The sequence below is a fragment of the Cyclobacteriaceae bacterium genome (genome assembly GCA_030584025.1).
Taxonomy (GTDB): Bacteria; Bacteroidota; Bacteroidia; order Cytophagales; family Cyclobacteriaceae; genus UBA2336.
On record CP129487.1, the window covers coordinates 79970 to 93752 of the forward strand.

Annotated in this window: 10 protein-coding genes; 4 read left to right on the forward strand and 6 right to left on the reverse strand. The window is 43.8% G+C overall.

Going from position 1 to position 13783, the window contains the following annotated elements; genetic code table 11:
- Window positions 1-302: 302 nt before the first annotated feature.
- Both QY309_00420 and QY309_00425 read left to right on the forward strand, forming a co-directional pair.
- Entirely contained in the window at window positions 303-3425 is a 3123-nt protein-coding gene (locus QY309_00420) for a TonB-dependent receptor (protein ID WKZ59952.1), read from the forward strand.
- A gap of 12 nt (window positions 3426-3437) precedes the next feature.
- The gene (locus QY309_00425; protein WKZ59953.1) at window positions 3438-4796 is read left to right on the forward strand and encodes a RagB/SusD family nutrient uptake outer membrane protein; all 1359 of its coding nucleotides are present in this window, start codon (window positions 3438-3440) and stop codon (window positions 4794-4796) included.
- A 126-nt stretch (window positions 4797-4922) separates the two neighbouring features.
- Here the strand turns inward: QY309_00425 and accD are convergent, their stop codons facing one another.
- The 6 genes from accD to QY309_00455 all read right to left on the reverse strand — a co-directional run bounded on the left by accD (window position 4923) and on the right by QY309_00455 (window position 9299).
- Window positions 4923-5765 carry an acetyl-CoA carboxylase, carboxyltransferase subunit beta gene (accD, locus tag QY309_00430; protein WKZ61668.1) on the reverse strand — a complete coding sequence of 281 codons (843 nt, stop codon included), beginning with the start codon at window positions 5763-5765 and terminating at the stop codon, window positions 4923-4925.
- Window positions 5766-5793: 28 nt separating this feature from the next.
- Window positions 5794-6867, reverse strand: a complete 1074-nt coding sequence (locus QY309_00435; GenBank protein ID WKZ59954.1) for a class I fructose-bisphosphate aldolase — start codon at window positions 6865-6867, stop codon at window positions 5794-5796.
- 140 nt (window positions 6868-7007) lie between these two features.
- Window positions 7008-7361, reverse strand: coding sequence for a 50S ribosomal protein L19 (rplS, locus tag QY309_00440; protein WKZ59955.1), 354 nt, complete (start codon window positions 7359-7361; stop codon window positions 7008-7010).
- Between the two features lie 100 nt (window positions 7362-7461).
- Window positions 7462-8136, reverse strand: coding sequence for a tRNA (guanosine(37)-N1)-methyltransferase TrmD (gene trmD, locus QY309_00445; GenBank protein ID WKZ59956.1), 675 nt, complete (start codon window positions 8134-8136; stop codon window positions 7462-7464).
- Between the two features lie 2 nt (window positions 8137-8138).
- Complete coding sequence (gene rimM / locus QY309_00450; protein WKZ59957.1) at window positions 8139-8654, reverse strand: ribosome maturation factor RimM; 516 nt, start codon at window positions 8652-8654, stop codon at window positions 8139-8141.
- 102 nt (window positions 8655-8756) lie between these two features.
- Entirely contained in the window at window positions 8757-9299 is a 543-nt protein-coding gene (locus QY309_00455) for a 30S ribosomal protein S16 (protein WKZ59958.1), read from the reverse strand.
- 194 nt (window positions 9300-9493) lie between these two features.
- Here QY309_00455 and QY309_00460 point away from each other — a divergent pair, with 194 nt between their 5' ends.
- Window positions 9494-12220 (forward strand): 2-oxoglutarate dehydrogenase E1 component, encoded by a 2727-nt coding sequence (locus QY309_00460; protein WKZ59959.1) that lies wholly within the window; start codon window positions 9494-9496, stop codon window positions 12218-12220.
- 34 nt (window positions 12221-12254) lie between these two features.
- Window positions 12255-13775: a 2-oxoglutarate dehydrogenase complex dihydrolipoyllysine-residue succinyltransferase gene (gene odhB / locus QY309_00465; GenBank protein ID WKZ59960.1), complete on the forward strand. Its 1521-nt coding sequence runs from the start codon at window positions 12255-12257 to the stop codon at window positions 13773-13775.
- The last annotated feature ends 8 nt before the right edge of the window (window positions 13776-13783 follow it).

The following is a 13783-nucleotide window of genomic DNA, read 5'->3' on the forward strand; positions in this document are numbered from 1 at the left end:
TCTTTTAATCCTCCGGGTTATTGCCCTAAATTGCCTAATCTTTTAAACATAAACCTAAACCAAATTATGAAGAAGATTGTACTTGTGTACTTCTTGTTCGCATTCGTGTCCTATACGTGGGCACAGGAGCGAACAGTATCGGGAAAGGTGACATCCGCAGATGACGGATCCCCATTACCTGGTGTAAACGTTCTCTTAAAAGGTACCACTAACGGTACTAGGGTTTTGTAAATAATTAATTAGCTAGGTTGATGACGGAATATTAAGGTGTATCTTTAATTATTAAAATAAAATCTTAATGTATGAGAAGAATTTTACCAGTATTATTTCTCGTTGGGCTTGGCGTTTCCGCAATAGCACAAGAGCGTGTAGTTACCGGAAGGGTAACTTCACAGGAAGATGGTGCCCCGATACCAGGGGTTAACGTTGTTGTGAAAGGCACTTCGGTGGGTACAGCAACCGATGTGAATGGAAATTACAGCATTCGCGTTTCTTCAGATGAAACAATTTTGACATTTTCATTTATTGGTTATGTAAATGCTGAAGTATCAGTGGGATCTAGGTCAGTTGTAGATGTTCAATTGACCTCTGATATCACACAGCTTTCTGAAGTTGTAGTAACGGGTTACGGTACTCAAATTAAGCAAGACCTTACCGGTAATATTGCTAAGGTTAGTGGTAATGCTATTCAGAACGTACCGGTTACAACGTTTGAGCAAGCACTTCAAGGAAGAGCTGCAGGTGTTTTGGTTACCTCACAAAATGGAAAACTGGGTCAGGGAATGAATATACGGATTCGTGGCTCGTCATCTATTTCCGCGAGCAATGAACCGCTTTATGTTGTGGATGGAATGATTGTAAATGCGGATAACTTTTCCAGTAATGAGTCGGCCACTAATGCTTTAGCCGACATCAATTTTAATGATATTGAGTCAATTGAAATTTTGAAAGATGCATCAGCCTCCGCATTGTATGGGTCTCGAGGTGCTAATGGAGTTGTGCTAATCACCACAAAGCGTGGAAAAGCAGGAAAGACAAATTTTACAGCCAATTTTCAATATGGCAGTAGTAAACCTACAAGGAACAGAGATTTCCTGAACTCAGAACAATATGTTGAGTTGATGCGAGAGTCAGCATATAATAATGACTTAGCTGATGGCTTTGATCCGATCAATAATCCTGCCGACTATCCGGGCTCGTGGTTAGAGTTCTGGGAAGGATATATGGATTATTTGGGAGGAGACACGGATTGGCGAACACTTGAGACTGATACAGATTGGGAAAAGGAGGCATATCAAAAAGCGAATATTACTTCATTTGATCTTACCGCTAGCGGAGGAAATGAGAAAACTACTTTTGCTTTCAGTGGAGGTTACACCAATCAGGATGGTATCTTAATTGGGAATAGCTTTAAAAGGGTAAGTGGTCGCTTGAATCTTGACCATAAAGCAACCGATAAGCTAAGTTTTCAAGCCAATATTGCTATATCAAAATCGATGAACAATCGCTTATCTTCTGATAATGCATTTTCTACTCCGCTTCAGCTTGTAGCACAGGCTCCAATTACTCCAGTACGGGATAAGCAAGGAAATTTGTTTGACGATGCGATAAATCCTTCTATGTCATATTATCCGGCAACAGTCGAGTTGGAGAATTCAAACTTTTTAGTGAGTGTGTTTAGAAATATCGTTTCATTAGGAGCTACTTATAAATTAACGGACGATTTGCGAGTAATTGGTGAATATGGTTTTGATTTACTTACTCAAAATGATGATCGTTACCAAAATGAGTTCACACAAACCGGTCGCGCAGTTGGAGGTTATGGTCAATCAAGGTGGGTGCAAGCCTTCAATTATACAGCCAGAGCAATGGTAGCCTATGACAAAACATTCGATCAACACTCTTTGTCGATAATTGGTGGAACAGAACTTCAGGAGAAGTCAATAGATGTAACAGATGCCCAAGGTCAGGGTTTTCCATTACCCGAGTTAAAGAAGCTAACCTCTGCGGCAGAGCCTGTATTTATTACGTCTACACTAGCGGAAGAGGCTTTTCTTTCTTTCTTTGCTCGCGCCAATTATAAGTTCAAAGATAGATATCTGTTAAGCTTAAGTGGCCGTACGGATGCTTCATCAAAATTTGGACCTGATTATAAATATGGTTTCTTTCCGGCAGCTTCTGCAGGGTGGATATTGAGTCAGGAAAATTTCCTAAGTAACCAGAGTACAGTCAGTTTCCTTAAATTCAGAGCAAGCTATGGGTTTACTGGAAATGCAGGAATACCGAATTACAGATATTTGGCTCAATACTCTGGAGTTGCCTATGGTGGAGAATCCGGACTGACCCCCTCGCAAATACCTAATCCTGAATTACGTTGGGAAAAGACAGCGCAATTTGATATTGGTTTTGATTTTGGTCTTTTCAATGATAGACTTACGGGTGAAATAGATTATTATAACAAACAGACAACAGATTTATTGCTAAATACTCCCGTTCCCTCAACTTCAGGCTTTACAACCCAATTTAGAAACGTTGGTAGTTTGGAGAATAAGGGCTTCGAAATTGTTCTAAATTATTCTGTATTAAAAAATGCAGACTGGTCAATTAGTATCGGAGGTAATTATGCAACGAACCAAAACAAGATATTAAGTTTGAATGGGGATGAAACTCGTATTGGTCCAACAGGTTCACGTTTCTTAAATGCTGTAATTGTTGGCCAGCCCATTGGAGCATTTTACGGACGGGAATATGCTGGAGCAAATCCGGCTAACGGTGATGCACTCTTCTTCCTGAACAGAACGCCCACTCAAACTGAAATTGACAATGGAACCGCGTTTATTGTTCCAAACAGTGTTTATGGTGATCGCTACGTTACACGGGTATTCAATTCGGCAGAATCTATTGTACTTGGAAACCCGACTCCAACGGGGATTTATGGATTTAATGCCAATGTCTCTTACAAGGGAATTGAGCTTTCTGTTTTGTTTCAAGGCGTAACAGGTAATAAGATTTTTGATGGAGCCGGTAGCTTTATGTCAGCCAATGGAAGATATGAGGATAATTCAACCGCTGATCAGATGAGGCGTTGGAGAAATCCGGGCGACATTACAGATGTACCTCAAGCTCGACTTTATGGAAACAATGGAGCTCAGTCGTCAAGTCGTTTTTTGTATGATGGTTCATACATGAGATTAAAGACATTAACCGTTGCGTATAATGTTCCTGTTTCCATAGCTAACAGACTGTCTCTTAGTAGTGCCCGTATTTACGTTACAGGCCAGAATTTGTTAACTTTTACAGATTATAAGGGTTGGGATCCTGAAGTGAATACTGACTTTAATGCCAGTAACGTAAATCTTGGAAACGATTTTTATGCTGCACCTCAGCCTAAGAACTTTACTGTTGGATTAAAAGTTGGTTTTTAAAAATTACAGAACATGAAGACAACAAATTATAGATTACTTATCCTTATCACGTTTTTCTTCATTGGGGTTTCCTGTGAAGACAAACTAGAGCCTGTTGATCCAAACAATACAGGTGATGCAGTAGCTCTGGCAAATGATAAAAATGTTAAGACCACATTGTTGGGTGCATATAACGGACTTTCTGCCGGAGCGTTCTTTGGTGGAAACACATTTAGAAATAGTGAAATTTTGGCGGCAAATGGTGAAATCGTATTTTCCGGAACATTTAATGATGTTGCTGACATTTACCGTAAAGAGATGATTACACTGAATGCTGATGTAGCTGCATTGTGGACAAACGCATATAATACAATTAATGTTACCAATAACGTATTAAGTGCACTTGATGTTGTGAACGAGGAAGATCGCGATCAAGTAGAAGGTGAGGCGTTATTTTTGAGAGGCGTTTCCTATTTCGAGCTTATCAAATTCTTTGCAAAACCTTATTCAGCCGGAAGTGTAAGCACAAATCTTGGTGTACCGTTGATGTTGACAGAGGATAGAAATAGTGTTGCGTTGGTTCCTCGTGCTACCGTACAGGAGGTTTATACGCAAATTGTGGCAGACCTAACGAGCGCTGAAACAAAGCTTGCTGAAGGGCCAAGTCCTGGAAAAGCTACAAAAGAGGCAGCTGCTGCATTTCTGTCCCGGGTGTATTTACAAATGGCAGATTATGCCAATGCCAGAGATGCAGCCAATAGAGTGATTACATCGGGTAATTATTCTTTACTTCCCACCTATGCCAACTGTTTCAATACCGGAACCACTGCTGAGGATATATTTGATATTCCAGTTAGCACGGTTGATGGGGTAAATAATATGGTGACATTTTTTGCCCCCACAGCATCCGGAGGACGAGGTGATATTGAAATTCAAACAGCTCATCTTGACCTTTACGAGGTTGATGATGATCGTTTGGATTTTTTCTTTGCTGATCCAGGTACGGGTGAAACACGTTCTGGAAAGTGGACTAACCAGTTTGGAAATGTAAAAGTAATTCGGTTGGCAGAGATGTATCTGACCCGTGCAGAATGTAATCAACGTCTCGGTACATCTGTGGGGGCAACGCCCGCTGAAGATATTGACGATGTTATCAGAGATCGCGTTGGTCTTCCTCCAATAGGAACAATCACATTAGCTGATATTTTATTGGAAAGAAAGTTGGAGCTTGCTCATGAAGGAGAGCGTCTTCATGACGCGAAACGTCTGCAAGAATCCATTGTTGAGGGAGCTTTGGTTTTTCCTTACGATAGTGACAAGCTGATTTTTCCGATACCGCAGCGCGATATTAATGTGAATCCGAACCTGATTCAAAATTCGGGTTATAATTAATCAGAGATTAGACTATCAACATTATTCTCGAAATGACTGCTTCAGGGCAGTCATTTCTTTTTTTCAATGTGTTTGACTTTGCAGGCTTATCTATCAAACAATCAAAAAATTTTAGAGAATAAGACCTTATCCCTCCAACATCTTCAGCAGCGTAGTCAACTTACTCTTCAAATTCCTCCGATCAACAATAAAATCCAGGAACCCGTGGTCTAATACAAACTCGGCACTTTGAAAGCCTTTAGGCAGGTCTTTGCCGATGGTTTCGCGGATAACGCGAGGGCCTGCAAAGCCGATTAGCGCACCAGGTTCTGCAATGTTAAAATCGCCTAACATGGCGTACGATGCGGTTACACCGCCAGTGGTAGGATCGGTCATTAATGAGATATACGGAATACCCGCTTGGTCAAGCAGCGCAATTTTGGCGGATGTTTTAGCCATCTGCATCAACGATAAGCCAGCTTCCATCATGCGTGCACCACCTGAGCGCGAAATCATCAAAAAGGGTTTCTTGTGTTTCAGGGAATGATCCATAGCGCGGGCAATTTTTTCCCCTACTACTGAACCCATGGATCCTCCAATAAAGCTGAAATCCATACAAGCTACCACAATATCCAAACCGCTCATTTTGCCGTGGGCTGTGCGCACGGCATCTTTGAGTTCGGTTTTTTCCTGCGTTTCTTTAATCCGCTTCGGATAAGCTTTAGTGTCTTTAAACTTTAGTGGGTCTGCCGACTCCATATTTGGATCCAGTTCGGTAAAGGCACCGTCATCAAAAAGAATTTCGAAGTACTCTTTCGAGCCTACGCGCACGTGATAGTCCTCTTCAGGTACCACAAAGGCATTGTTCTTCAGTTCACGTGTGTGAATAATTTTTCCGCCCGGAGATTTGAACCAAAGTCCGTCAGGAACTTCGCGTTTCGATTCCGTTGGGGTGAGAATTCCTTTATCGGTTCTGTTAAACCACGACATAGTTTCTTCCAAAGCTGTGTTGTTTAAATTACGCGAGGTCTATATTCTTATCCAGGTAAACATCCTGTATGGCATTCAAAATTTCTACACCTTCTTTTAAAGGACGTTGAAATGCTTTTCTTCCGGATATTAAGCCCATGCCACCGGCACGTTTGTTAATTACTGCAGTCCGTACGGCATCAGCCAAATCGCTGGCACCTTTTGATTCACCACCAGAGTTGATCAAACCGGCACGCCCCATATAACAATTGGCTACCTGGTAGCGGCACAAGTCGATCGGGTGCTCAGATGTCAGGTGTGTATAAATGCGTTCATCCAGTTTTCCATAGCTGCTGCCACCCGTGTTGAGTGCTTTGTAGCCTCCATTGTTTTCGGCAAGCTTCTGCTTGATGATGTCTGCCTGAATGGTTACACCCAGGTGATTCGCCTGGCCGGTAAGGTCAGCCGAAACGTGATAATCTTTGCTGCCTTGTTTGAAGGCATTGTTTCGGATGTAGCACCAAAGAATTGTACCCATTCCTAATTCATGCGCACGCTCAAAAGCTGCAGCCACTTCCTGTATCTGACGTGTAGAGTTATCCGAACCGAAATAGATGGTAGCACCTACGGCTACTGCGCCCAGATTCCAGGCTTCTTCAACCGAACCAAACATGATCTGGTCATGCTTGTTGGGGTATGTAAGCAATTCGTTATGATTGATCTTTACAATGAAGGGTATCTTGTGCGCATACTTGCGCGACATCATGGCCAATACACCATAGGTTGTCGCTACTGCATTACAACCTCCTTCAATAGCAAGCTTCACTATGTTTTCCGGATCGAAGTAGGCTGGGTTCTTGGCAAAAGATGCACCGGCACTGTGTTCAATTCCTTGATCAATCGGAAGAATGGAAAGAAAACCAGTTCCACCTAAGCGCCCGCGATCAAACATGGTTTGCAGGCTGCGCAGCGTTTGCGGAGTTCGGTTGGATTGTGCAAAAACACGGTCTACAAAGTCAGGCCCGGGGGCATGAATTTGATTGGCTGCGATGGTTTTGCTTTTATGATCGAGAAGGAATTTGGCGTCTTTGCCAAGGATTTTAGAGATGCTTTGTTTCGCCATAGTTATGTTAAAAAGTAGGGAAGCAAAGTTATCAATTATTTAAAAGTAACATCGCCCAATTAAGGGGTTTTAACGGTAACGTTTGCATACTAAAAAAGCCACTTGAAAGGTGGCTTTTTTAGTATATAATTATCTGAGAATCAGATCTTTTCCTTGATTCTGGCTGATTTGCCCTGACGGCCCTTCATGTAGTAAAGTTTCGCTCTGCGAACCTTGCCCTGCTTAATTACCTCAACCTTATCAACGCTGGGTGAAGTAACCGGGAAAATACGCTCCACACCAATACCATTGGAGATTTTACGCACGGTAAAGGTCTCACCATTGGTGCCATAGCCCCTGCGCTGGATAACCACTCCCTGGAACTGCTGAACGCGTTCCTTGTTTCCTTCTTTGATTTTTACGTGAACGTTAACAGTATCACCAGCTTTAAAAGCAGGCATTTTCTCACGTGCGGCAGCATATTCCTGCTCAACAACTTTAATTAAATCGGCCATAATAGCGTGTTTTCAAAAACGGACTGCAAATGTAGGGAAAGAATTGAGATTTTCGAAGCAGGTAAAGAATGTTTTTTGAATTGAAAACGGCTCGTTTGGGCTATTTCAACAGGTTAGGGCGCCTTTTTTGGGTTCTTTCCAGGGCTTTTTCGTGTTTCCATTCCTCGATTTTGGCATGGTCGCCTGAAAGCAAAACATCCGGTACTTCCCAGCCTTTGTATTCCGCTGGACGTGTATAAACGGGTGGTGCCACCAGCCCATCCTGAAAGGAGTCCGTGAGGGCAGAGGTTTCATCGGAAAGAACACCGGGAATCAACCGGATGACCGCATCCGCCACGACAGCGGCTGCCAACTCACCACCGGATAATACATAATCGCCAATGCTGATTTCGCGGGTAACTAAGCGTTCGCGTACGCGTTCATCCACACCTTTGTAGTGGCCGCACAGCAATATGAGATTTTGTTTTATGCTGAGTTCGTTAGCTATGGATTGGGTAAATAACTCACCATCCGGACTCATGTAAATAACTTCATCATAATGTCGTTTCGATTTCAACTCGGAAATGCACCGGTCGATGGGTTCAATCATCATCACCATGCCGGCACCCCCACCAAAGGCATAGTCGTCAACCGACTTGTGTTTTCCGGAAGCATATTGCCGTAAATCAATAATCTCAACCTGCACCAGTCCTTTGGTTTGTGCACGCTTAAGAATGGAGTCATTAAACGGACTTTCAATCAAGCGGGGCAGAACGGTAATGATGGAGATGTGCATGGTCAAATATCTAAAAATCCATCAGGTAGATTTACTGATATTACTTTTTTCGATCGGTTGATGGATTTCAGTAATGGTGGCTGAGCGGGTATCATCACTTCTTTTTCTGCATAGTCAACAAGAATAAACCGGTTCATGCCCGCCCGTTCAATTTCTTTTACCACGCCCAGCAATCCTGCTGTATCATCTTGCACCTGAAAGCCAATAATTTCATCATCGTAAAAATCATCAGCCTGGAGTTTGGGCCTTGAAGCTTTTTCAAGATAGATGGAAAGATTTTTTAAACCGGCTGCTGCCTCCGGAGTAGAAACATCTTCAAACTTTACAAAAGCCTTGTCGCTTTTTACGGAGGCGTATTCAATGAAATAGGGAACCAATGTATTGCGCTGATCAATGAAAACGGTCTTTAAGGTTTCCCAATCCGAAGGAGAATCCGGATCAAGTGATACGGTTACCTCGCCCTTTAATCCATGAGGCCGCATAATAAAACCAGCCTTGAAACAGTCTTCTTTTTTCATCTTACTAAAAATACAACCTTCTGCGGTTACAGCCGACTTCAAACAAAAATGCCAGTACCGAATTTCAGCACTGGCATTTGAATGAAATCTGAATTCAGAATTTTATGCTTCTGCCGTAGGCTCAGCTGAACCCTCACCTTCAGCAGCAGGGGCTTCTGCACTTGCCTCTGCAGGTGTTGCAGCAGCGGCTTCTGCCTTCTTGCGGATGGCCTCAGCGCGCGCCTCTTTGATTTTAGATTCAGCTTCCTTGCGGGCTTTAGCTTTGGCTTCCTTATCACCAGCCAACTTATCCACGCGGCCTTGAATTTTAGCTTCTTTGGCCTGTTTCCATTCGTTCAGCTTACGGTCAGCCTCTTCCTGCGATATGGCACCTTTGATAACACCAATTTGCAGGTGTTTGCGCAACATAATACCACGGTATGAAAGCATTGCCTTCACGGTATCGCTGGGTTGTGCGCCATTCATCAGCCATTGAAAGGCCTTTTCTTCATCCAAATCAATGGATGCAGGAACGGTTAGCGGATTGTACGTGCCGATTTTTTCAATAAAGCGACCATCGCGTGGTGCCCTGGCATCGGCTATGATTACATCGAATCTTGCCAGTTTTTTGCGGCCTCTGCGGGCCAATCTGATCTTAACTGCCATTTTCTTTCAGTTTTTGTGGAACTCGTCCGGTTTATAATTAGGGCTGCAAATATAGGAGATTTTGCCTGCACAACAATCTAACTGAAAAAGAAAGACTTAAGAGATTAAAGATTTAAGTATTTGCTTACGCGATTATTCAATTTTTTTATCCAAACAGGGTTCAATACATTTGATTTCTCATCCCTTTTTAAACCATGGATAAATACTCCTACATCTCCAATGCCGATGTTGGTTATCTCGACCAACTCTATCAAAATTATAAAAATGACCCCTCCAGCGTGGACCACACCTGGCAAAAGTTTTTTGAGGGGTACGAATTCTCCATACAGCGATTTGGAGAAAATGGTGGGGCAGCAGGTACAGCTGATACCCAATCTATTAAAGAAACCCAGGTACGTAACCTGATCTTTGCGTATCGTTCCTTTGGCCACCTGGCCTCCAAGACTAACCCCGTGCGGGAGAGACGAAACCACAACGTTCATTTCGACCTGAAGTTTTTCGGACTTTCCGATGCCGACCTGGATACAGAATTTGATGTGGCCGCTGAGATTGGGATGTCGCGTGCTCCGCTTAAGAAAATTGTAGAGAAACTGAAGGCTGTATACCTCGGCCCGATTGGTTTTGAGTACAACTACATCCGCAACGATGAAGTTCGCCAATGGTTCTTTAACAAATGTGAGACTGAATATTTCAGTTATAACCCAAGCCTGGAAGAACGCAAACGAATTCTTGCCAAGCTGAATGAGGCCGTTGTTTTTGAAAACTTTTTACACACCAAGTTCCTAGGACAAAAGCGATTTTCATTGGAAGGTGGTGAAAACACCATCCCAGCATTGCAGGCTATTATCAACAAAGCAGCTGAACTTGATGTAAAGGAAGTAGTGATCGGTATGGCGCACCGCGGCCGACTCAACGTGCTGTCCAATATTCTGGGAAAAACATACGAGCAAATTTTTACTGAGTTTGAAGGGAACATCAATCCGGATGCCACCATGGGCGATGGTGATGTGAAATATCACCTCGGGTATGCCAGCCGAATCGATACGCCATCCGGAAAAAAGATTTATGTAAAGCTTACGCCTAACCCATCACACCTGGAAGCAGTAAATCCGTTGGTGGTGGGGTATACCCGCGGGCAGATTGATGATGAATTTGGTGGCGATCTGAAAAAGGCAATGGCCATTCTTATTCATGGCGATGCAGCCGTTGCCGGACAGGGCATTGTATATGAAGTAGCACAGATGTCGGGATTGCCGGGGTACACTACTGGAGGAACTGTTCATTTTGTAATCAACAACCAGGTTGGTTTTACAACCGATTATGACGATGCGCGTACTTCAATTTATTGCACCGATGTTTCCAAGATTATTGATGCACCAGTATTGCATGTAAATGGTGACGATGCAGAAGCTGTGACATTTGCCGCTAACCTGGCGGTGGAGTATCGTCAGAAATTTGGTAAGGACATTTTCATTGACTTGCTCTGTTACCGCAGACACGGGCATAACGAAAGTGATGAGCCTAAATTCACACAGCCGAAACTCTACAATATCATCGCCAAGCATCCGAACCCACGGGAGGTATATGTGAAGAAGCTAACCACCACTGGTGTTGATGGTGCAGCCATGGCAGAGGAAATGGACAAGAATTTCCGAAACCAATTGCAAGACAGATTGAATGAAGTGAAACAGAAGCCGCTGCCATATAAGTTTCAGGATAGCGAAGAAGAATGGGCAACGATGCGAAAGGCTGTTGCTGAAGATTTTGATCAGTCGCCTAAAACGGGTGTGCCTGCTGCTGTTGTAGAAAAAGTAGGCAAGGCACTCACTACCATCCCGGATGGATTCAAACCCATCAAGCAAATTGAAAAACTGCTGAAAGATCGCAAAGATGCTTTCTTTGATTCAAAAGCATTGGGTTGGGCCGAAGCTGAATTACTTGCCTTCGGATCATTGCTATCAGAAAAATTTATTGTGCGTATGTCCGGGCAGGATGTGAAACGGGGAACGTTCTCTCATCGCCATGCCTACTTCTGGGATGTAAACACCAACCAATCATATTGCGGACTGAATCACATTGAAGAGGGACAGGCAAAGTTGCACATGTACAATTCCCTGCTTTCTGAATTTGGTGTGATGGGATTTGAATATGGATATTCCATGGCTACACCGCATGCGCTTGTTATTTGGGAAGCACAGTTTGGAGATTTTGTAAACGGAGCCCAGGTAATCATCGATCAGTTTTTAACCAGCGCGGAATCAAAGTGGCAGCGGCAAAACGGATTGGTGTTGTTGCTTCCACATGGCTATGAGGGACAGGGACCGGAGCACTCCAGTGCACGGCCTGAACGCTTTCTGCAGCAAGCTGCTGAATTGAACATGATTGTTGTTAACCTCACCTCAGCCGCCAATTATTTCCACATGTTAAGGCGCCAGGTGAAGTGGGAATTCCGCAAACCTTGTGTGATGTTCTCACCAAAATCGTTGTTGCGTCATCCGGGTGTTGTTTCTCCCATGAAAGAGTTCACGTCAGGTTCGTTCATCGAGGTGCTGGATGATCCCAACGCCAATGCAAAGGATGTTAAGCGCGTGGTGTTCTGTACTGGAAAAGTATTCTTCGACTTACAGGAGTATCAGCAAAAGAAAAAAATCAAGAACACGGCAATTGTTCGGTTGGAGCAACTCTATCCATTCCCGAAACACCAGGTGAGTGAAATACAGAAGAAGTATAAGAATGCAGAACTGATTTGGGCGCAGGAAGAACCCTACAACATGGGTTACTGGGCATACATACAACGCTTTATGCCGGACGAGAAGTGGAAAGTGGTAGCACGCAAGTCAAGTGCGTCTCCGGCAACCGGATATTCCAAAGTTCATAAATCTGAGCAGGAGAAAATTATTGCCCTTGCTTTTGAAATCTAATCAACCCTCAAACCATAAACTGTAAAATCAAACCATGGCTATACAAGTAAAAGTACCCACTGTTGGCGAATCGATTACCGAAGTAACGATTGCCAACTGGCTTAAGAAAGATGGAGAAGCTGTGCAGATGGATGAAGTGATTGCCGAGCTGGAATCCGACAAAGCCACCTTTGAATTGACGGCACCAACAGCCGGTGTGCTGCGCATTAAAAAGCAACAAGGCGATGCCGTTCCCATCGGAGAATTGATTTGTGAGATTGAAGAGTCTGCGGGTGCGGGCGCATCTAAAAGCAAGGAGGAAAGTAAACCAGCTGCCGAATCAAAGAAGGAGGCTCCAAAATCGACCGGTGAGGTAAAAGAGATGAAAGTGCCAGCGGTAGGGGAGTCTATCACTGAGGTTACCATTTCAACCTGGCTGAAAAAGGATGGTGATTTTGTGAAACTTGATGAAGTAATTGCCGAGGTAGAATCCGACAAGGCCACCTTTGAACTTCCGGCAGAAGCAAGTGGTATTTTAAAAATTGTAGCAAAGGAAAAGGAAACCCTTCCGATTGGTGGGTTGATTTGCAAGATTGAAGTAATGGAGGGTGAGCCTGTCAAGTCTGAAGCTTCTTCATCGTCAGCATCTTCATCTGCTCAATCTTCCGCTTCAGATAAATCATACGCTTCCGGCCATCCTTCTCCGGCAGCAGCAAAAATTTTGGATGAAAAGGGAATTTCGGCTTCACAGGTACAAGGTTCTGGTGTGGGCGGAAGAATCACAAAAGAAGATGCCATGAAGGCCCAGCAAGGCGCGAAGCAGGAGCCTGCCAAGCAAGCAGCATCCGGACCTCCGGTAATTGGCGGAGGCGTTTCGCGCAATCAGCGCAAAGAAAAAATGACTTCGTTGCGCAAAACGATCGCACGCAGGTTGGTTTCGGTGAAAAACGAAACAGCCATGCTTACTACGTTCAACGAGGTCGACATGAAACCCATCATGGATTTACGGGCGAAGTACAAGGATAAGTTTAAGGAGAAGTATGGTGTAGGCCTGGGCTTTATGTCATTCTTCACAAAAGCAGTTTGTCAGGCGCTGAAAGAATGGCCTGCTGTTAATGCGCAAATAAATGGTGATGAAATCATTTACCACGATTACTGCGACATTTCCATTGCCGTTTCTACACCGCGCGGTTTGGTGGTTCCGGTTATCCGCAATGCAGAAGCCCTTTCATTCGATCAGATTGAAGCGGAAATCGGTAGGCTGGCTGCACGCGGTCGTGATGGTAAACTCTCCATTGATGAAATGACGGGAGGTACATTCTCCATCACCAACGGAGGTGTATTTGGTTCGATGTTATCAACGCCTATTATCAATCCGCCACAATCGGCAATTTTAGGTATGCACAATATTGTAGAGCGACCTGTAGTGAAAAATGGTCAGGTGGTGATCACCCCGGTAATGTATGTAGCACTTTCATACGATCACCGCATTATTGACGGTCGTGAGTCGGTAAGCTTCCTGTATCGCGTAAAAGAAATGCTGGAAGATCCGGGAAGGTTGATACTGGGTGTATAGCGCTCTGA

What these genes read in the sequence shown, in the direction of transcription:
- accD (WKZ61668.1), bottom strand. Translation starts at nt 5,765, where the DNA reads ATGTCGTGGTTTAACAGAACCGATAAAGGAATTCTCACCCCAACGGAA.
- QY309_00460 (WKZ59959.1), top strand. Translation starts at nt 9,494, where the DNA reads ATGGATAAATACTCCTACATCTCCAATGCCGATGTTGGTTATCTCGAC.
- QY309_00420 (WKZ59952.1), top strand. Translation starts at nt 303, where the DNA reads ATGAGAAGAATTTTACCAGTATTATTTCTCGTTGGGCTTGGCGTTTCC.
- QY309_00435 (WKZ59954.1), bottom strand. Translation starts at nt 6,867, where the DNA reads ATGGCGAAACAAAGCATCTCTAAAATCCTTGGCAAAGACGCCAAATTC.
- trmD (WKZ59956.1), bottom strand. Translation starts at nt 8,136, where the DNA reads ATGCACATCTCCATCATTACCGTTCTGCCCCGCTTGATTGAAAGTCCG.
- QY309_00455 (WKZ59958.1), bottom strand. Translation starts at nt 9,299, where the DNA reads ATGGCAGTTAAGATCAGATTGGCCCGCAGAGGCCGCAAAAAACTGGCA.
- QY309_00425 (WKZ59953.1), top strand. Translation starts at nt 3,438, where the DNA reads ATGAAGACAACAAATTATAGATTACTTATCCTTATCACGTTTTTCTTC.
- rplS (WKZ59955.1), bottom strand. Translation starts at nt 7,361, where the DNA reads ATGGCCGATTTAATTAAAGTTGTTGAGCAGGAATATGCTGCCGCACGT.
- rimM (WKZ59957.1), bottom strand. Translation starts at nt 8,654, where the DNA reads ATGAAAAAAGAAGACTGTTTCAAGGCTGGTTTTATTATGCGGCCTCAT.
- odhB (WKZ59960.1), top strand. Translation starts at nt 12,255, where the DNA reads ATGGCTATACAAGTAAAAGTACCCACTGTTGGCGAATCGATTACCGAA.